Raw genomic sequence first — 21,065 nt, 5'->3', positions numbered from 1 at the left:
TTGATCTAACTTTCTAACCAGAGTGTTACCACGCTGGCAGGCTGCTGCCTGCCAATTTTTTTAGCAAGAGGGTGTCGAGGCTAGTTTATGCTAACTTATAAACTGGCTCCTTTTTTATTAAAAAACTCCCGGGCTATTACAACACCCGAACTTGTACCAAGCCGATTAGCTCCAGCCCGAACCATAGTCAGAGCTGTTTCCAGGTCTCTTATACCACCCGAGGCCTTTACACCCACTTTGCCGCCTACAGTCCAACGAAGTAATCGCACATCACTAACAGTTGCCCCTCCGCCAGTGAAGCCTGTTGAGGTTTTGACAAAATTAGCCCCAGCTCTAATAGCTATTAATGAACCAATAATTTTTTCCACGTTATCTAATGTTGAAGTTTCTAAAATAACCTTTAAAATCGGTTTACTTCCTATCGTTTCTCTGACAGCCGTTATTTCCTCAAAAACAAGTTTCAGTTTGCGGCTCTTTAAAGCGCCAATATTAATAACCATATCTAATTCATCTGCACCTATGGTAGCCGCTTCTGCGGCCTCATATACTTTTACCTGTTTTAAAGTGTTACCATGGGGAAAACCTATAACTGTACAAACTTTCACTTTTTGTCCCCGTAAAATTGAAGCAGCCAACTCGACCCAGCATGGCGCAACGCAGACACTATAAAATTTATATTTTATTGCTTCCCGGCAAAGTTGCTCTATTATATAAGCCGTTGTATCAGGTTTTAAAGCCGTATGATCTATTATCGCTGGTATTTGGGTTACATCATCTTGCCAAGTCTCAGTTACTTTATGAACCTGCAACCCATTAAAAAATTGAGGCCACTCCATGTGTAAAATTTCTAGCGCCTGGCGATGTAATATTTGATATTCTTCCCAAGTCAACTTGAATATCCCCCTGGATTATTATAGTTAGCTTACAATAGAATTCTCGTAGCGATAAATCGCTTCCAAAGATTAGTTTGATTTCTTTTTCACCCCCTGGCAGGTGGTAACTACTATACCCATTTTAACGGTAAGGTGGAAAGGAATCTATTCCATATCTATTCCATCATAAATTATTTTGCCTTCGGAATTTCGTGGTGCAGGAATCCCAAGTAACAATGATAAAGTAGGGGCTATATCCACTAAATGAATAGGCTTCTCCCGACGATAACCTTTTTTTACTCCTGGGCCAGCTAATAAAAAGACAGCTTGCTCAGATCCTTTACCCAACCTGGCAGTCGGCAGTGTGTTGCCATGGACACTCTGAAATTTAGCAGCGATAAATTTAAATTGGCCATGATCTCCTTCCGCTCGTATCTGCGGCCCCATTGGTACCAGTACCTGCAAATCCTCAGTTAAAGGGAACCAATTAGTAGCACAACTATAACCGGGGCTCATTAAATAAAACACATCACCAATACGCTCACCCCACAATCCAAACAAGGCGGCCTCTCTTTTTTTGACCGCTATTTCTACCGGTCTTCGCCCAGTTGCTGGATCCTTAAAATCTAACAAAAGCTGAATAATCTTTTCCTGCAGCTTTTCATACTCTTCTCCCGGTTGGACTATGCCTTCTGGATCCCTGCCTTTAAGATTGATAAAAATATGACCGATATCTGGGCCAGCATAGGCTACTGTTTTTTGCCAATCAATTATCGGCCTGTCTTCAGCACTCGGCTGCCAGGAAATATAACCTGCTTGGGCTAATAAATTGTTAATCGACATAGCTTGCATATGGGGTGTATGACCATGATCAGAGACCACCATTACCAGGGTTTCGGCGGATGCTTGAGTAAGAACTTTTCCTACTACAGCATCAGCAATTTGATAGGCTCTTTCTATTAAGCTTGCATACTTTTGCCCTTCTGCTGGATTATACCAGGGCGATAAGGGGTCAAACCGGCCCCAAAACGTATGCTGTACGTGATCAAGAAAGTGCCATTTCAAGAACAAGAGGTCATAATCGTAACGATTAAGTAGATATAGACCGGCATCGCTTAACCAATTAGCCTTATACTCGGCTTCTTCCAGCACCGTCTCTTCATCGATCCACCCTCGTTCAAAACCCCTGGTTCCGCAATTCTCCAACATTGGCCCGATATTGGCTACCAGCTCCTCGCTAATTCCTTGGGGGTAGGTAAACCGGTCAGTCGGCATTACCTGCGAACAATAAAGCTTAAAACTGCTCAGGTCCGGCGCCATTTGTGTTAATTTGAACCGGAAACTACCAGGACATACTTCTCCCTTAATAATAAACTCTCTCCGGAACCATGGACTCCACTGCCCTACTTTTAGTGTAGCCACGGCTTCCGCCCTGTTTTTAGCGTCAAAAATAGCTAATTTGTGATAACCATTAACAGCACTTTTATGAGCCACTAAAGTAAATTTAGGTCCTTCTCCTTGGAAATCTTTATCGGGTTTGATTTCGATGTGAGCTTCGCCCTGGGCGTTAAAATCTATTCTGGTACTATCCCTGGTGGCAGCGCCAGCCTTGCCCCCAACAAAGCAACTGCTAGATTTTATTTCAAATATTGATCCCGTAGCTGGCGAGCCCAGTCCGGCCACCCAAATACCTTCTTTGGTCAATGGCGGCCAGGCACTGGGAAAATTAATAGTAATACTTCTTTTCCCGACCTTCTCCGCAGCCTGCCATATGGTTTCCGCTGCAAGTAAATCGGACATGAAGCCATTTTGAGCTTGATCCAAAGGAGTACCCGGAAGGTGGACGGCAAAATCCGTAATCCCATGGGTACCAGGATAAGCGCCGGTAATGATGGATGCCCAGCAAACAGGGGTAACGCCAGGAATGCTATAGTAAGCCCGGCTATAAATTCCCCGTTCCATCAGCACGGTAAAATGCGGCAATTTTCCCCTGGCAACCAAATCTTCAATTATGTCAGGAACTGCTGCATCTAAGCCTATTACTATTAGTTTTTGCGGCCCAGGCAAAGTAATCCCCCCCTTACCTAATTTGACCAAAGCTAACCAAGTGTTCTGCTCTTGCCCTAACTTCCCTTTTTATGGCCGCTTCATCTACCGTTAAAAATTCCCAATCTTTCATGATGATTTTGCCGTTAATAATCACCGTTCTTACGTCGGTTACCTGGGCTGAATAAACAAGAGAAGAATAAGTGTTCCAATTAGGGGTCAGGTGAGAAAAACTGGGGTCAATGAGGATAAGATCGGCCTTCCCTCCAGCCGTGATACAACCAGTCCCGGGAAAGACAGTCGCCGCACCAGCAGTAGCCATACTTAGTACATCAAAAGCCGTGGGAAAAGTGGGATCCTCCCCCACTGCCTTTGGCAAAAAATTAGCCATGCGCATAGTCTCAAACATATCCAGGCGGTTGCTAGAAGCAGCACCATCTGTACCAAGAGATACTCTAACTCCAGCCTCAAAGAGTGCTTTTAGAGTGCTTTTAAGGGAGCAATACCACTGCCAAGTTTGGCATTGCTAATCGGATTATGAGCTACTAATACCCGCCGTCGTGCCAATATATCTATATCGTGAGGTGAAAGGTGTACACAATGAGCAGCTAGTACTGGATAATCTAATATTCCAACCTTATCTAATAGTGCTACAGGTGTCAGGCCATATTCCCTTTGACACTCCTCTACTTCATAACGCGTTTCAGCCAGGTGGATGTGAACAGGTAATTTTAAATCTGCTGCTAACATCGCAACCTTTTCTAAATAATTGGGAGTGCAGCTGTAAGGGGCGTGGGGAGCCAGGGCAACGCTGATCCTGCCTTCTCCCTGGTTTTGCCAGGCATCATAAAGGGCTAAACTTTCCGCCAGGGACTTGTCCCATATTTTGTTGAAAATACCTCGCCCTATTAAAGCCCTTATGCCGATCTCTTTTGAGGCCCTGGCTACCTCTTCAGCGTAAAAATACATGTCGGCCATAGAGGTGATACCGGACCGGATCATTTCCGTCATTCCCAGGAGTGCTCCCCAGTAAACATCTTCTCTAGATAAATGTTCCTCGGCCGGCCAAATTCTTTTCTCGAGCCAATCTTTAAGGGGCAGATCGTCGGCCATCCCCCTGAGCATAGTCATGGCTACATGCGAGTGAGCGTTGCAAAAACCTGGCAGGACGATCAAACCCTGTGCATCAAGAACCTGCCCAGCTTGATACTCAGGCGGAACGTTGGCCTTAGGATAAATCCCAACAATAAGGTCGTCATTGATGACAATATCCGCCTCCGCCAGTATTTCTTGCCGGGCATCCATAGTTACAACTTTACCACCTCGGATGATTAGCGCCAAATTTCCAACCTCCTACTCCCAGCTCCACCGCCTAATAATGCAGGCCGGTAAAAATTGTTACCATAAAGTAACCTTATTTTTACCAGCCTGCCCATTATAGCTTATTTAAAATACCTCAAGGCATTAACCTCAGCACCTGTTTTACTCACATGCCTTATCGGTAATCTAAGGTTCAGCCAAAATATCCGTCAGGACTTTTCCTTCAGAATTAGCCGGTGTCGGCAATCCCAAAAGGTTGGCCACGGTGGGAGCGATGTCCACCATGTTGATAGGCTGATCTCTTTTTACGCCTCGTTTGATCCCCGGACCAGCAAAGATAGTAACGGCATGCATCATACCCAGGTTAAACCTGACGTCAGGCAGGTAGAAATGGTGGTTCCCAGAAAGCATCCGGACACGCAGTTTTTCCTGGTGAGGTCGGGAGTATTCCGCTTTGGCGAAGAAGACTACATCACCGACATCATCTCCGTAGATGCCTAAGAATCTGGCCTCTTCCTTTTTCATTGTCCAGGTCATGATATAATCGCCAGTTTCAGGATCTTGCATTGAATCTAGCGCTTTAATAACCTGGTTTCTTACTGTTTCATATTCCTCCGGTTCGACAATGCCGTGGGGCTCACGGCCTTTCAAATTTATTTCCACGTAGTTGGCCCGCGTTACACAAGCCTTAGTTTTAGACCAATCCACGACAGGAAAGCCATAGGGACCATCCTTAAAGGTTAGAAGCCCGTGTTTGGCCAACTGCTCATTAACATCGTCACGGTGGTAACTCTCCTTGATCCCCAAAGATAGACCCATACGGAGATTAGCCCGCACAGGAAGATGGCCATGATCCGAGGTAAGAACGACGAGGGTATCGTCGTCGAGGCTGTCAAGAACAGCCCCTACCAGGACATCAGCCCATTCATAGGTTTTAGTAATTATGTTCCAGCAGAGCTCTTCCCTTTCAGGATCGTAGGTATTACTTAAGGGGTCAATTCCACCTAAGAAACCATGATCCATGTGATCGATGCCATGCCACTGGGTAAAGAAGAGGTCCCATTGCTTGTTCTGCAAAAGGTATTTCGCCGCCGCAGCCAACCATCTCGCCTGGTATTCAACCTCTTCCAAAATTGTATCTTCGTCTACCCAGTAAGAAAGCCAGGGACCAAGGATGCCAGATAACTCCTGATAAGGTCCGATCTTTTCTAAAAGTTCCTCTGCCAGGGAGGACGGCCGGGTCCAACCTGTTGTAGGGAAAATTTGACTCATATAGATTTTTATCCTGGTCCCGTCAGGAGCAAGTTCAATCAGTTTTACTCGAAAGACGCCGGTTCTTTTCCCTTCTGGAAGTTCGAAATCAGACTTTGTCCAATCGCTCCAGCAACCAGGCTGAAGGACCAACCCCTTGGGGTTAGCGGCATCTTTATCCTCAGAGAAGATGGCCTGTTTGTAGCCATTTTGGGTGTCGCCAATTATTGCTACATAAAAGGTCTTCTCTTTGCCCGAGTATTCAGTCTGGCCTTTGGCACCATAGGTGCGGGGAATAAATTTCAGTGTAGTTTCCAAAGGAGGCAGATCGCTTTCAGGTAAGTTGGACCAGCCTGTAGCGGGGCCTATTTCTACTTCATAGGCTCGGGAAATCCACTGGGGACTGGTAACGTGAGGATGATCAGATGCCAGTGGATACGAAGCAAAGCAAAGCCGTGGACTTATTTCATGAACGTTCCATTCTGGATCACCGAAACCATCAACCTGGATGCCCTGGGTTATAGTTGGCGGCCAGGAACCAGTATATTTTAAAAGGAGTGGCTTTTTACCCACTTTCTCCGCTACTTCCCATAAACACTCTGCCCGGCAATTGTCTGAAAAGAAGGCACTGCGGCGTTTTTCCAGGGGATCACCTCGCCGACCCATGCTCATGGCCGTTACCCCGTGGGTGCCAGCATAGGCTCCAGTTACAATTGTCCGCCAGTTTTCGGCGGTACCTACCGGCATGACAGATATAGTCTCAGTTCTGAGACCTCTTTCCATTAGTCGCGCTATATTCGGCAAACGCCCTTCCCGGGCGAATCTTTCGATGAAATCGATGCTAGCGGAATCTAAACCAATTAGAGCTAGTTTCTTAGGTCTTGCCAATTCTTTAATACCCCTTTCAATTAAATTTTAGGTTTAGATTAACATTAGTTACACGGTTACACCTTTCACGCTATATAGACTGTTAAACTTTTAGTGGTCCGGCTGTAACCGGACACCTGCAGCGTCTTCCTCTTGGCCTTCTTTCCACTACCTTCATTAAAAAGTTTTTAAGAGTATCTGTGACGCTGGCCATGACCATCATCGTCTCTTCATGCCCTAAAATAGCTTCAGGCATGCCTGCTGCCATATTGACAACTATACATACGAGGCCATAACATAGGCCGGCCTCATGCGCCAGGACCACTTCCGGGACATTAGTCATTCCGACCACATCTCCCCCTAACTTAGCAAAAGCCCGTATCTCTGCTGGGGTTTCATAGCGAGGTCCCTCAGTACATACATAAACTCCACCTATATGATTCCTCAGACCCATCTCCTGGGCCACTTCATGCATGGTTTTTCTTATTTCGGGGCAATAAGGTTCACTCACATCTACATGAAAAATTCCTGTTTCTCCACCTTCAAAGAAAGTAAAGGGGCGAACATAACGAGTAAAGTCTATAAATTGATCAACGAATACAAAATCTCCGGGTTGCATGTTTGGGTTTAAGGAACCAACAGCAGCCGTGGCCAAAACCATCTCTACTCCTATTTTTTTTAGCGCCCAAATATTGGCCCGATAGTTTATTCGGTGAGGAGGAATAGAATGGTTTTCTCCATGGCGAGCCAGAAAAGCAATTTTCTCACCGTCAAAGCTCCCTACTTTAAGTATCACTTCACCATAAGGGGTGTTGACCTTTTCTTCCCCGATATCCGCCAGTATTTTGGGGTCATAGACCCCCGAGCCACCAATTATCGCTATTCTCATTTTGCTCCCCTCCATTCCTTTTAACCTTTCGGTAATTTTCTCCATATACCATACTCAGGCAATTGTCCTTTCAATTACCTCTACAATTTCTTCTTTGGAGTGCAACCCGCCAAGGCGTTCCTTCACTTCGCCGCCGTCAAATATCAGCAATTGTGGTATACCCCTTAACCTGAACCGCTTGAACAGGTCTTTGTAGGCATCCACATCAACCCAATATACCTTCATTTTCGAGGCATAATCAGAAGCTATTTCCTCTACTATAGGCAATAGCTCTTTACATACATGGCAGCGTTCGGCGCCAAACATAACCATGACCGGTGTACTGCTTTCAAATGTGAGCTTGTCAAATTCTTCTTCGCCAATGCTAGTAATTGGGTTTTCATTCATGGCAAATCACCTTTCGTGGCAATTCAGTTGCGCTTTTATACTTTCACTATCCAAATAACAGGACAATTCCCTGCATACCTTGCCTTCCTTGACCAGCAGGGCCGCCGGTGTCTTAGTGATGCCATACTTCTGAGCGATCATTTTTCTCCTGGACATATCAACTTTTACTAGTTTGACCTTGCCCCCTGTTTCATTAACTGCCTTTTCCATTATTGCAACTGCCGTTAGGCTTTCTTCCTGGGCAGGATGCCAAAATGCTAACACTACTGGTTTATCCGCAGTTAAAACATTCTCTCTGAACTCTTCTTTTGCGGCCAGATACCTCTCCGCTGCCACCGCTGCTACGGCACCGTCGCTGGCGGCCGTTATTACCTGGCGCAGGTACTTTACCCTGGCATCACCGGCGGCGTATACCCCATCAACTGAGGTTTCCATCATGTCGTTGGTAATGATATAGCCCTGATCGTCCATGGCTACCTTGCCTTTTAAAAACTTTGTTGCCGGTACCATGCCTACATAGAAAAATATGCCGCTGGCTTCAATTTCGGTGAGTTTCCCGGTCTTTAAGTTTTTGACTACTACTGCCTCTAATTCGTTCTTACCCTTTATTTCTATTACGACGGAATTCCACACAAATTCTATCTTCTCGTTCTTAAAGGCTTTTTCGGCACTGGCCCTGTTGCAGTCTACTATACCCTCGTCATGGATAACGATTACGGTGACCTTGCTGGCATATTTGGTGATATACATTGCCTCTTCGATGGCCGCATCCCCGTTGCCAACTACCACTACAGGCAAATCTTCATAGAATTCAGCATCGCAGGTAGCGCAATAGGATACTCCCTTACCCCTTAATTCCCTTTCTCCCGGGATGTTTAAGGAACGGGGCTGGGAGCCAGTTGCTATAATCACAGCCCTTGCGTAGTACCGGTTGCCTCTTTTCGTCTTTATTATCTTTTCTTCGCCTTCTAGTTCGACATCAACTACTTCTTCTTTTATAATTTCGGTACCGAATCCCCTGGCGTGGTCGGCCATGGTAGCCATCAAATCAGGCCCAGTGGTGCCGCTAAAAAAACCGGGATAATTTACTATTTCGCGGGTTGTAAAGGCCTGGCCGCCTACCACATTTTTTTCTAAGATAACGGTCTTTAGTTTAGCCCTGGCACCGTATATCCCTGCGGATAACCCGGCAGGCCCTCCTCCTATAATTACCAGATCATATACTGGCACAAATGTCACCTCATTACTTTGACGGCATGCTAGAGAATAGCCCAGGGGAATGACCCGCGTCCACACGAACTTGTGATCGTGGGACGCGGTAGATACAACATACGGGTCCTTTAACGATAAAAACAATGAGGAGACAAAGCCCCAGCTCAGGCAGTGGAGAAGTGAGTGCGATTCCCTACCTTATCGCTACTCTTCCAGCGCCTGGTAAATCACGCCGCCTTCAACGTCCCTGGGCATAGGTGCACCCTGCAGGTAGCAGATGGTGGGGACGATATCTACGATCCGAACTTTTCTTTTAATAATTTCACCTTTCTTAACACCGGCACCAGCCATCATAAACAGGCATTTCAATGAATAGCCATTAATAGTATGGTTGCTCAGCCCGGTACCATGAACCCTGGTAAAGTCTGGTTCGAGAATGTAAAATATATCGCCACAGTTGGGACCGCCAAGTCCCACTACCTGCATGTCGTCCCTATTCAGAGCAAAACTAACAACCCTCATGCCAGTCTTGGGATCTCTGTAACTGTACAGGTCATCGATAATCTTCTTAACAAGCTTGTCGTAATCTTGGGGGTCAACGATACCATGGGGATCCCTGCCCTTTAAATTCACATAGATATAACTACTGCGCTGGCTGATGGCTGTGGTGTTATCCCAATCAATTTCCAGCTTGCCGTTTACCTCTTTGAGCTTGGTATAACCCAATTCCTGCATAACGCCCACGTTTATACCCGCAGGGTCCCCTAACAGCGGTTCTTCGCAATTAGGATTCTTGGCCACACCAGCGTGGTCCGAGGTAATTACTAGCGTTGTGTCCCCATCTAGCCGCTTCAACATACTGCCAATAAAATCATCTGTCATTTCATAGTACTTGACCAGTAAATCACGATAAAACTCATGATCCGGTGAATTCTCCGGCAGAGTATCATTTATATAGTAGTGGTTGGCAAAATCTATGGCGTGCATATGGCAGTACACAAGATCCCATTCTTTGTTATCCATTAGATAATGCAATGCATCAGCGCACCATTTATACATTTCTTGATGGGATTCAAGCATCATTAGATTCTTGCTCTTTTCTGTTCTAGGACAATTTGATGGATAATGCATAGGTCCCACTTTTTTATACAGTTCGGGCCCTATCTCCTTCGGGTAAAAATATTTGTCGTACTTCAAATTCAGGGCCTGTGAGTATTCTACTTCCATTTCACTGCCATCAGGTGCCAGGCTAATAACCTTAATCCTATAAGCTACTGGCACTCTATTACCGTCTATGGTATAGGTGTCATAAATAAACTGACTCCATTCACCTACCCGCGCCTCACCTATGGGCTCTTCCGCCTGTTTGTTAGTGTAAATCTGCAATTTGTTATACGTATGGCCATCTTCCGCTATAATCAGGCCATAGCGTCGTGCCATACCACTATTTACGGGCAGTACGACCTCCTTTGCCCCGTCAGGCGCTTTCTTCCAACCCTCGGCGGGCTTAATGGGGGTTATGACCACGTCAACACTAGGCGCTTGAACGGCCAATTCGCCGTCATACCTATTGGTAACTATCTTACTTTCACTTCTATGAACTTCACCTATGTCTTCCACTTCAAATTTTTTTGAGGTTATTTCCCCTTCAACAATACAATCCCTACCGCTGGTATTAGCCTCATGAAGTATTTCCTTTATAGGAAAATCTCCTTCTTTACACTGATAAATTTTTTCATAATCACAATAGGCGGCCATATTCGGATAGATGCGGGAACCATCCACATAAATAGTATTACTGTTGGTTGGAGGCCAGGCCGTGGGATAGTAGAAAACAATACATTTTTTCCCTGCCCTGGCATATGCATCCCATATGAACTCTGCCTTGCAAAGTTGTGAATTAAAGCCATAATCCATTTGATCAAGGGGATTGCCAAGGGTGTGATTCCAAAAACAGGTAATACCATGGGTTCCGGGCCAGGCCCCAGTAGCTAAGGAGGCCCAGTTAGGTGGTGTGATGGTAGGTAGAGCGCCCATCATAGACATATCCTCAGTTGTTACGCCCATTTCCAGCACTCTTTTGAAGTTCGGAAGCTTGCCGGCGTCCAGCAAAGACTTCATAAACACCGGGTCGGCACCATCAATGCCCACCATGATCACTTTTTTGGCTTTTGCACTATTCATTTTCTTTACCTCCTCAATTTAGACAATGAAAAATTTAAATTAAAGGATTTTCCGGGGCAGCTAAATAGTTCTTTATTAAATGCGCTGGAAAGATACCGCGATCGGTGATAATACCGCTAATTAAGGTTGGCGGGGTAACATCAAAGGCGGGATAAAAACCTTTAACCCCGTCGGCCGCAATTCGTTGGCCAGCAAAAGAGAGCACCTCTTCAGGATCCCGTTCTTCAATAGGAATGTCGGTTCCCTTGGCCGTGTGAGCATCAGGGCCGCAATAACCAAAGATGTAAAAGGGTATCCTATGGTAATGGGCTATAATGGCATATTGTAAGGTGCCGACTTTGTTAGCAGCCGAGCCATCCATGGCGATGCGATCGGCAGCAGTAAAAACTTTGGTGATTAATCCTTGGGCCATGCAATAGGCTGGCATATTATCAGTAATAAGCGTAACTGGAATACCCAGTTGCTTAATCGCAAATGAAGTTAAACGTTGCCCCTGGAGATATGGTCTTGTTTCAGTGGCGAATACCTTTATTGCCTTGCCGTTTTCTTGGGCAAACATTAACATATAGAGCAACACCGTGGCAGCAAAGCAATGAGTCATTATGGTATCGCCGTTTTCCAGAATTGTTTCAGCAAACCGTCCTGTACTTTGCGCCGCGTCATCCCTGGCCTTTATTAGCTCTCGCAAAGCACTATGGATGGCCCCGTCAGCTTCCTGGCCTTCCGCCAGGGCATTTAAGCCGATATCCAGGAGTTTATTTATCATGGAAGCTAGATAATGACCGGTTGGCCGGGTATTTTTCAAGCGCATAGCTGCCTGTCGCAACCCTTCTGCCTGTGCTTCTCGCATTTCTTTTTGCTTTTTCTGAGCTGCAAGTAAAAGGCCATAGCCGGCAGTAATTGCCAAATCAACTGCGCCCTGGACTACCATATCTTCTATACTCCGCGCCACATCCTCATAGTCCTGGCAAGTTATAAATTCAATCTGCCGGGGTAATTTTCGCCGGTCAAGGATTAACAATTTGTTCTCTTCTAACCTCATCCACAAGTCCGGGTGGATAAGTAGGGGAAGGTTATCCCTTATTTCTAAATCTAACATGCCTTAAACCCCCAAACTTCTATATTTCCCTTCTCTTTGCCCTTCTATCAACTCACGGTAATTTTTGCTGTTCCAAATGTCGGCCACTCCTTTAACATTTTTGACTTGTTCTGGCGTTAACTCAGGTAGCAGGTGGCGGTCCGCCGCGTTACCTTCCAGGATGTCGTAAGCGACTGCACCCTGGCTCTGGGCCGGGGGCTTAATTCCCAGCAGGTAACAAATGGTGGGGACGATATCGATCATTCTAATGTAACCGAGCTTATGGACTGGACGGCTATAACCTTTTTTAATACCAGGTCCCATAATAAATAAAGCCGCCATATTAGAACTAACTTCGGTGTGGGTGGTTGGCAGTTGGGGACCGTGATGGGCTCCCCGGTCGGCACCAAATGCGCTGGTATTTTCTAGACCAATTGTATCCAGGGGATCACCAAGAACTGTACCCCTGGCTGTAAAGCCCCAGGCATAACCCCTTTCAAAAACAATAATTACATCGCCGATACTTTCGCCCCAAAAACCTAATATGGCTGCATCTTCTTTACGTAAAGCAATGGCAATAGGACAGCGTCCGGTTTTGGGATCAACCCAGGTGCGCAGTTCCCGGATTAAATCTTCCCGGATATCTTCATAACGTTTTGTCCCTGGAGTAGCATTGATAAAGAGTTCGAGGCCAGGCATACCGGGCTTTTGGTAAGCCTTAGTCTTTTCCCAGTCAATTTGATCCGCCCGGATCCGGCGGTTAACTATCACCGAATCATCCTTCGCATAAAGGAAACCTTTTTCATATAGAAACCTTTGCATGTCAACCATCCGGACGTCAGGAGCATTGCCGTGATCAGAAACAACAATGATATAATCTTCCGGGCCCATCCCTGCTAAAATAGTACCTATCGCTTGATCCGCTACCATGTAACTCCGCCGCAGGTGATCGAGATGTATTTCGTACTCTTCTTCCCGAAAAAGAGGTGAAACGGGATCTATTCCAGATAAATGAATATGGGTTATATGGTCGAGCCAGTGCCAGTGCCAGTAAAAAAGGCGAGCTCCCTTTTCCCGCATTAGATAAGATCCAGCTTTAGCAATCCACTGGGCCTGATATTCAGCTTCTTCCAGGGCTGTTTCAAAATCGCCAATGGAGTCAGTATAGGTGAAATGCGACGCATGTTCTTGATAAGGACCAAACTTTTCGATTAGCTCCGTAGCTAATTCTTCCGGCTCGGTAAACCCTCGAGTTGGCATAACCTGGGAACGATAAATCCGTAGATTTTTTGCATCCGGGGACAATTCCATTACTTTAAAACGAAATGTTCCTATCTCTTGTTTATCCCGAAATACGAACGGCTGGAATACCCAGTTTGACCATTCTTTAGCCTTTGCTTCCGCTAATTTGGTGTTACCGTCAGGCCGAGAGCAAAGCCAAACGGTGTCATATCCTCCCTCCGTACTAGCAATAATCAAGAAATATAATTCCTGGTCTTCGCCTTGACCTCGAAAAATCTTGATCGAAAAACATGCTGCTAAGGGTGGTAAAGCAGAGGCAGGCAAATTTTCCCAACCACAGGCAAGGTTTAGTTGAAGGCGTTCGGTATCTTTTAGGCCGTCCATGGTGGCATAACCCTTAGACTGGGCTATTTGAAAAGGAGATAACCTGCCCGGGGTGCCACAGCCGTCTACGATAAATCCATTTTTGACCCTCGAGGGCATGGAGGCCGGGTAGTGAAAGCAGGCGCTTTTTATCCCTCCTTTTTCCGCCGCTTCCCAAATTGTCTCCGCCTTAAGTGCTAAAGAATTAAAAGAATTAATGGTCTCGCCATTGGGTAAAACTACTTGCCAGCCAGTGACGCCGTGGGTCCCCGTATCAGCCCCCGTCGCCAGCGTAGCCCAATTAGTAGGAGTCCAAACAGGTAAAGAAGGAAGGATTTCATTTACTGACCCATGGGCGGCGATCCTTTGTAAGTTAGGCATTACTCCTTCGCGAATAAAGCGTTGGGCCAGGGGCATAATCATGGCATCAAGCCCAATAAGATATACTTTTTTCATTTAATACCCTCCCACAAAGTGCAGTTACAGTTACGGCTAATTGCTGATTATGCCTAATTAAGCCTCTTCGTTTAATGATTCGTGCCAGCTTAAAAGATATTTTTCGGTTACCCCTACGAGCCCAAAGGCTGTTACAGCCATTAAAGTTGCAATGATGATTGCGGACCATAGCAGGGTAAACTGCCATTGACTCTGAGCATCTAAAATGAAATAACCTATCCCCCTGTCTGTGGCTACCCACTCGGCAACTAAAGCACCGATAATACTTCCTGGCCCGGTAACTCTTAGTGCAGAAAAAAGATAGGGTAAAGCAGTAGGAAGCCTCAACAAGTAAAAGGATTGATTTTTAGTAGCTGCCAGGACAGCAAATAGCTCTTCTGCTTCCTGACTAACAGAGCGTAATCCCTGGGTAGTATTAACTAAGGTAGGGAAAAATACTATTAACACCACAATGGAAATAGTAGTAGCATAACCTCGGCCAAGGGCCAGGGTTATAACGGGTGTAATAGCTACAATAGGTATACTTCTCAAGGCAATAGCAATCGGAAGTAGAGTTTTTTCAATCAAGCGATAATTAACAAACAAGACAGCTAAAAGGATGGCTGTAAAATTACCGATTAAAAAACCTGTAACAGCTTCAAATAAGGTAATTCGTAATTGTTTTAACAACATCTGATGACTTGCGAGAATGGATTTGAAAATCAATAATGGGGCCGGGATAATATATTGTGGTATTTTAAAACCTGTACTAACCAGTTGTAACATCAGTAATATAATGATCAGGGCCAATAAAGCCTTTGTCCAACTTGGTATTTTGTAATAGTAGTCTTTGCCCGCTATCTCTTTTTGAATCATTAGTACCTACCTCCCTCCTTGGGTCACTGATTCATGCCAGGGGATAACTAATTTCTCTAGCACAGATAGTATAAAGAAACTTGACATCGTAAGGAGGGCGCTGATTAACATTGCTGCCCACAGCATCGGTGGTTCATAATTAAACATTTCCCACAACATCAAAAAACCTATTCCTCGGCGAGCACCAAGCCATTCTGCTACTACAGCTCCCAGGACGCTGGCTGGAGCTGCAATTTTAAAACCTGCAAAAAGATAGGGTAATGATGAAGGTAGTCTTACTTTCCAAAATACGGTAGACTCTTTTGCCCCCAATACGGTCATCATTTCTAAAGTCTGGCGATTGACTGATTTTAACCCTTTCACCATGTTAACCAGGGTTGGAAAAAAGGAAACCAAGGTCGTTAAGGCCACTTTTGAGGCATACCCGTTACCAAACCAGATTATCAAAATGGGTATTATAGCGAGTGCAGGTATACTGTGGAGCAATACCACTAAAGGAAACAAAGTTTCCTCTATATTACGATAACGGACAAATATAACGGCAACTAATATGCCAATTAAATTGCCAAGAATAAATCCTCCAACTGCCTCAATTATTGTTGGGGGTAAATTACTTATAAACACAGAGAAATTACCAAATAGAGCACGAATAATTTCACTCGGAGCAGGAACGGCTAACCCTTGAGAATGCGTAAGGTGGAAAATTAGCTCCCATGCTGATACTAACAGGATAATAAACAATGTACTCAGGCTACTTTTTAGCCGTAATAGCATACTATTTAAGCCCCCCTCTCACCATGGAAAAGGGCTTCAGTAAGCGAGTTGGTGTAGTTAAAAAATTCCTGGCTTCGTAACATATCTGTCGTACGCGGTCGCGGCAAATCTATTTTTATGTCAGCTTTAACTCGTCCCGGTCGTGGAGACATGACAACCACGCGATCGGAAAGAAAAATAGCTTCCGCAATACTATGGGTAACGAGCAGGGCTGCGGCACTTGTTTCACTCCAGATACGCAATAGTTCCAGATTCATCCGCTGTCTGGTTATTTCATCCAATGCCCCAAATGGCTCATCAAAAAGGAGAATCGAGGGTTCCAATACCAAAGCCCTTGCTATAGCAACTCTTTGCTTCATCCCTCCAGAAAGTTGCTTGGGAAGCGCCCTTTCAAAACCCTCTAAGCCTACCAGACGGAGAAGACTTTGAGCCTTCTCCGTCGAAGCTTTATCTAAGCGTCCCGCTACCTCCAAGGGCAGGCATACATTGGCCAGGACATTACGCCAGGGTAAGAGCACTGGATCTTGAGCTACCCAGCCAAAAAATCTCTGTTTGCGACAGTAATCAGGAGCCTTCCCTAATACTTTTACTTCACCTCGCGTGGGCTCAATTAGCCCGGCCACCATGCGCAAAACCGTCGACTTGCCACAGCCTGAGGGTCCAACTAATGAAACAAATTCTTTAGCACCAACACTAAAAGTAACATCATCTACTGCTAGTAAATCACCACTCTCTAAATTAAATTGTTTTGTCACATTTTTTAGTTCAATGCTTAATTCCAAGGGTAATCCCCTCATTTCACTTTAATGTAAGTACATATCTATGATTTAGATAGGAATATAATTCTTGCCATTATAAACCTTGTCCAATATTTCCAACGTCATTAATTCATCAACAGATATGGGCTTATCAATCTGACCGGTAGCCAGCAAATCGGTAACTGCTTGTTGCCAAACGCTACTTTCCATCCAACAAAGCCCTTTCTTTTCTGTCAGGGGTGACTTCATTAAAGGAATTTGCGCCTTATTGACCTCAATCTGGTGCTCAACTTTCAACCCTGGAGCCCCGTATTTCTCTACCGTCAGCCTGGCTATTTCCTCTGGGTGCTTTTCGTTATATTCAAAACCGCGAATTGTTGCCCGCAACCATCTTATTACCAGGTCTTTTTGGTTCTTTAAGATATCCTCGGTGGTAAAGAAGAAATCACCATAAGCCACATAGCCCATCTCTTCAGCGGGAAGAACATAAACATCTATCCCTTTAGCTTTCAGGGCCAGGGGCTGATTGGTGACATAACACCAGTAGGCATCGACTTGTCCAGTTGCCAGAGGTGTAGGGTCTACACCTACATTTACAATTTGCATTTGATCTTCGGTAAGGCCTGCTTTCCGTAAGATCACCGCCCAGGCTCCCCGGGCTCCAGTCTGTAAACCAATGCGTTTTCCTACTGCATCTTTTACTGATTTGACAGGATTTTTAGCCAGGCTCATCAGGCCTGAAGGGATTCTTTGAAAGGTTGTAGCAAAACTTTTTACAGGAACTCCTTGCAAACGTGCTTTAACATGATTTGTAGTATTCGCAGCTCGCCCTAACAAGTAACCCCCTCCGGCTACCACGGTCGTAGGATCTACTTGGGGCCCCCCGGGAACAACTTCAACTTCAAGCCCTTCTTCTTTGTAATAACCCTTCTCCATTGCAGCCCACATTCCGGCGGATTCTACATCTTTAACCCAGTTCAACTGAATTTTTATTTGTTCAATACTCTTAGAACTGCCTGATGAGGTTGGTGAAGTTGGTGCTGTCGTACCACATCCCGCCAGCAAACCTGCCAGAGTACTGCCCCCTGCTAAGAGTGCTCCCATATAAATACTATGGCGTAAAAAATCTCGCCTAGATAAACTTGCATCCAAAAAAGTTATTTTATCTAATTTAGCCATAAAACACCCTCCTTCTAAATTTTAAATTCTTTTTGTTTCCGGCTCTCCACAGAAACTTTAGGTAAAGTACAAAATATTTTTGCCAAGCATCCCTCCTTTGCCAATGTAACATTCAAAACATACTCATTTAATCTCACGAAAGTGCTCCACTAATTACCTTGCCTTCGACCGCACCACAAGAGCCTCTGATTACCAGGTGGCTTTCGAGCATAATACTATCACTGCTGGAATCTTCCTTCTCGCCCATTTGTTCAAGGAGCTTTTCTACGGCTATCAGACCCATTTCATACCTGGGAACACAAACTGTAGTAAGCGGAGGATCGGTATATTCCGTAAAAGGAATGCCATCAAACCCTACCACGGCCAAATCTTCTGGCACTTTTTTGTTTAGTTGTTTGGCTGCCATTAAGACGCCTATGGCCATCAAGTCATTGGCGGTAAAAATAGCTGTTGGAGGCAAATCTCGGGTCAACAAATGCCGGGCAGCCTCCCGGCCACCATTAACTTCAAAGTCACTATAAGTTACTAAACTTTGATCAAATGATAAACCGTTCTTTTCTAAAGCCAGGCAATAGCCTTCAAATCTTTCCTTTGTCACCAAGGAATCTTGAAAACCACCGATAAAAGCAATTCTCCGGTGACCAAGGCTTATCAAATGAGTTGTGGCTTTATAAGCTCCACCTTTTTCATCGTTATAAACCATCGGAATATTAATCCCGGGCGGCTGCCGCCAAAGCAGAACTACCGGTATGCCCGCCTCGGAAAGTTGCATTATTTTAAAAGCAAGTATCGGCTCGATTAATCTTCCCATGGATGAGTAAATAATCCCATCCACACCTCGCTTCTGTAAAACATCCAGGTGGGCAAGACCCCTTTGGAAATCCTTCCGGTTATCGCAAAGAAAGACGTCGTACCCGTATTCCTGAGCTTTTTCTTCTACTCCCCTTACGATATCGGGGAAAAAAGGATTAGCTATATTTTGGACAACCAATCCCAAAGTATGACTCCTTCTTTTCTTAAGGCTTTGAGCCAGTAAATTAGGTTGATAATTAAGACTCTCTACCGCCCGTAATACTCGTTGCCTGGTTTCTTCTGTTACCCGCCCATTACCGCTCAGAACACGTGAAACAGTACTAATAGAAACTCGGGCTCGCTTGGCTACATCCTTAATTGTAGGCTCCATTGATTTCCTCCATGATAACGTTTTAATTGCTTATTATACTCATTTATATTTAATTTTCATCTTATTATTCAAGTTAGCTATGTATATAAACCTTTTCCCGATCTTTTTAATAAAAATATACGACATTCAAGTTTAAATTCCTCCTTTATGGGTAAATTATTTTTAAATTTTTTAGCTTATTATCAGGCTTCTCCCATACCTCTTTATATAATCTTAACTTTTCAATTTTTTACCTTGTTTTTAAGCAAGCCTTGCGTATATAGATTAGTACCCGAAAGATAAATAAATTCACCTCGAACAGGTAAAGTTCAGTAAGTAACTAGAAAATAAACTCTACCACGGACGAGGTGAAGATACTAGTGAAAATTATTAATAATTCTAAGCCAGATCTTTAATTTACGGAGTATATCTCCATATCTGGAACTTGATGGCTTAAAGCCGTTAAAACACGCTCACGAGAGGTCATGCTTTCCATTTCAATTCCCCTTTCTATTTAACCAAACATTTCAACTAAGTTCTTTTCATATGGTGGATAAATTACACCCTTTTCCGTAATGATACCGGTAATCAAGCGATAGGGCGTAATATCGAAGGCAGGATAGAGGGCTTTGGTACCAGGTTCTGCGATGGGCTGTCCCGCCAGGGTTAACACTTCTTCGGCAGGCCGCATCTCTACCGGAATAGTGTCGCCGCTGGGTGTATTCAAATCAATGGTATGGCTGGAAGTTGCCGTGTAAAAGGGCACGTTGTTATCATGGGCTGCTAAAGCATGCAAGTACGTCCCAACCTTGTTGGCCAGATCGCCGTTACGGGCCACCCGGTCCGAACCTACCACCACCAAATTAACCATACCCTTTTCCAGGCAAAAGCCCGACATGTTGTCGGTAATCAAGGTAAAGGGAATACCCAGGCGTTTGAGCTCCCAGGCCGTAATACGCGCCCCCTGTAGGAAGGGGCGGGTTTCATTGACTAGGACGCTGATTTTTTTGCCCTGTTCCCAGGCGCGCCTGATAACAGATAACGCACGTCCACCGTAACCGGCTCCGGCCAGGGCGCCAGAGTGGCAATGGGTCATAATGGTATCCCCATCGTGGATTAAGGCTGCACCGGCCTCACCCAGGGCTAGTTCGAAATTCAACTGCCTGTGGACGATATCTATCAACCGCTGTACTACCTGTTCTTTAAATTGCCGGGGATCTAGATCGGTCCCGATTTCATCCACGGTTTTAGCCAGGTTAACTGCCGTTGGCCGGGTAGCTTTAAGGGCAACCAGGTCCCTTTGTAAAGCTTCCAGGTTGTCGTTCTTTAAACTGGCCAGATAGGCTCCCCAGGCACCGGCAAGCCCCAGGGCCCCGGAACCACGAATGGTCATATCTTTAATGGCCGTGCATAGCTCTGATACGGTATAAATTTCAAGGTAAACTGTCTTAAAGGGTAACTGGGTCTGGTCAAGTAAAATAATCTTTTCACCTTCACCCCAGATGGGAAGGAGTAATTCTCGCTCTCTTAATTCTTGTACCAGCGAATTTACCAGTCGCGTCATAATTTTCCCCCTAGAGCCTTAATCTGGAGCATTGCCAGGGCTATTTTGGCGTTATCCTCCAGGTAGTCCATTAAATCATAGGCTTCCCAGAGGTTTTTCCCTGCGGTTACCGCTCCGTGTTCAACCATGGTAATGGTATTAATGCTGGTATCCTGGTACTGCTCAATAACCAGCCTCGCCAGTTCTTCTGAACCTGGCTGGGCAAACGGTACATTGGGCACCTGTTTCAGGTAGGCCCGGGCGGAAACTGTAACCAGTGGTAAGGATCCGTAGGTGTTGGCAAAAGCAATAGCATAGGGCGGGTGGGCATGGAGGACAGCTCCCACTTCCGGCCGGCAGCGATAAATACCGAGATGAAAGTTAATCTCTTTGGACGGTTTTCCCTGCCCTTCAACCAAATTGCCGTCTATGTCTATTAGTATACAATCTACCGCCTGAACCCGGCCCAGGGAACAGCCGCTTCTTTTAATAATGACATAATCGCTATCCGGAATGCGGACGCTGATATTACCTCCGGAACCGCTGCTAAGCCCGCGTCTATAAACTTCATGACAAACTTCAATTAATTCGTCACGCAATTGTTCCAACATCTTTGTATCCCCCGCT

17 protein-coding genes and 1 pseudogene are annotated in these 21,065 nt (G+C 45.3%); all 18 read right to left on the bottom strand.

Going from position 1 to position 21,065, the window contains the following annotated elements; translation table 11 throughout:
• Positions 1-95: 95 nt before the first annotated feature.
• Positions 96-890 (bottom strand): deoxyribose-phosphate aldolase, encoded by a 795-nt coding sequence (deoC, locus tag MOST_RS03645; RefSeq protein ID WP_244267117.1) that lies wholly within the window; start codon positions 888-890, stop codon positions 96-98.
• A 147-nt stretch (positions 891-1,037) separates the two neighbouring features.
• Positions 1,038-2,939 carry an alkaline phosphatase family protein gene (locus MOST_RS03640; protein ID WP_054937345.1) on the bottom strand — a complete coding sequence of 634 codons (1,902 nt, stop codon included), beginning with the start codon at positions 2,937-2,939 and terminating at the stop codon, positions 1,038-1,040.
• Between the two features lie 13 nt (positions 2,940-2,952).
• A pseudogene (locus MOST_RS18150) lies at positions 2,953-3,387 on the bottom strand (amidohydrolase family protein); the annotation flags it as partial.
• 11 nt (positions 3,388-3,398) lie between these two features.
• The gene (locus tag MOST_RS18145; protein ID WP_054937347.1) at positions 3,399-4,259 is read right to left on the bottom strand and encodes an amidohydrolase; all 861 of its coding nucleotides are present in this window, start codon (positions 4,257-4,259) and stop codon (positions 3,399-3,401) included.
• Between the two features lie 165 nt (positions 4,260-4,424).
• Positions 4,425-6,377 carry an alkaline phosphatase family protein gene (locus tag MOST_RS03625; RefSeq protein ID WP_083476710.1) on the bottom strand — a complete coding sequence of 651 codons (1,953 nt, stop codon included), beginning with the start codon at positions 6,375-6,377 and terminating at the stop codon, positions 4,425-4,427.
• Positions 6,378-6,459: 82 nt separating this feature from the next.
• Complete coding sequence (gene mtnP / locus MOST_RS03620) at positions 6,460-7,290, bottom strand: S-methyl-5'-thioadenosine phosphorylase (RefSeq protein WP_244267119.1); 831 nt, start codon at positions 7,288-7,290, stop codon at positions 6,460-6,462.
• 9 nt (positions 7,291-7,299) lie between these two features.
• Positions 7,300-7,632, bottom strand: coding sequence for a thioredoxin family protein (locus MOST_RS03615; protein ID WP_054937350.1), 333 nt, complete (start codon positions 7,630-7,632; stop codon positions 7,300-7,302).
• A gap of 6 nt (positions 7,633-7,638) precedes the next feature.
• Positions 7,639-8,862 (bottom strand): thioredoxin-disulfide reductase, encoded by a 1,224-nt coding sequence (gene trxB, locus MOST_RS03610; protein ID WP_054937351.1) that lies wholly within the window; start codon positions 8,860-8,862, stop codon positions 7,639-7,641.
• Between the two features lie 186 nt (positions 8,863-9,048).
• On the bottom strand, positions 9,049-11,028 hold the full coding sequence (locus tag MOST_RS03605; protein ID WP_054937352.1) for an alkaline phosphatase family protein: 1,980 nt from the start codon (positions 11,026-11,028) through the stop codon (positions 9,049-9,051).
• 34 nt (positions 11,029-11,062) lie between these two features.
• On the bottom strand, positions 11,063-12,127 hold the full coding sequence (locus MOST_RS03600; protein ID WP_054937353.1) for a s-methyl-5-thioribose-1-phosphate isomerase: 1,065 nt from the start codon (positions 12,125-12,127) through the stop codon (positions 11,063-11,065).
• 3 nt (positions 12,128-12,130) lie between these two features.
• On the bottom strand, positions 12,131-14,167 hold the full coding sequence (locus tag MOST_RS03595) for an alkaline phosphatase family protein (protein ID WP_054937354.1): 2,037 nt from the start codon (positions 14,165-14,167) through the stop codon (positions 12,131-12,133).
• Positions 14,168-14,224: 57 nt separating this feature from the next.
• Positions 14,225-15,022: an ABC transporter permease gene (locus MOST_RS03590; RefSeq protein WP_054937355.1), complete on the bottom strand. Its 798-nt coding sequence runs from the start codon at positions 15,020-15,022 to the stop codon at positions 14,225-14,227.
• 6 nt (positions 15,023-15,028) lie between these two features.
• Positions 15,029-15,796 (bottom strand): ABC transporter permease, encoded by a 768-nt coding sequence (locus MOST_RS03585; protein WP_054937356.1) that lies wholly within the window; start codon positions 15,794-15,796, stop codon positions 15,029-15,031.
• Between the two features lie 5 nt (positions 15,797-15,801).
• On the bottom strand, positions 15,802-16,578 hold the full coding sequence (locus MOST_RS03580) for an ABC transporter ATP-binding protein (RefSeq protein ID WP_208974851.1): 777 nt from the start codon (positions 16,576-16,578) through the stop codon (positions 15,802-15,804).
• Between the two features lie 45 nt (positions 16,579-16,623).
• A complete protein-coding gene (locus tag MOST_RS03575) occupies positions 16,624-17,733 on the bottom strand; it encodes an ABC transporter substrate-binding protein (RefSeq protein ID WP_054937358.1) in 1,110 nt (369 codons plus the stop codon).
• A gap of 133 nt (positions 17,734-17,866) precedes the next feature.
• Positions 17,867-18,916 carry a LacI family DNA-binding transcriptional regulator gene (locus MOST_RS03570; protein ID WP_083476711.1) on the bottom strand — a complete coding sequence of 350 codons (1,050 nt, stop codon included), beginning with the start codon at positions 18,914-18,916 and terminating at the stop codon, positions 17,867-17,869.
• 493 nt (positions 18,917-19,409) lie between these two features.
• On the bottom strand, positions 19,410-20,459 hold the full coding sequence (mtnA, locus tag MOST_RS03565) for an S-methyl-5-thioribose-1-phosphate isomerase (protein ID WP_054937360.1): 1,050 nt from the start codon (positions 20,457-20,459) through the stop codon (positions 19,410-19,412).
• Positions 20,456-21,049 (bottom strand): class II aldolase/adducin family protein, encoded by a 594-nt coding sequence (locus MOST_RS03560; RefSeq protein ID WP_054937361.1) that lies wholly within the window; start codon positions 21,047-21,049, stop codon positions 20,456-20,458. The genes mtnA and MOST_RS03560 overlap by 4 nt, the downstream gene beginning before the upstream one ends.
• Between the last annotated feature and the right edge of the window lie 16 nt (positions 21,050-21,065).

The organism is Neomoorella stamsii (assembly GCF_002995805.1).
Lineage (GTDB): Bacteria > Bacillota > DSM-521 > Neomoorellales > Neomoorellaceae > Neomoorella > Neomoorella stamsii.
This window is presented reverse-complemented; position numbering and strand designations above follow the sequence as displayed.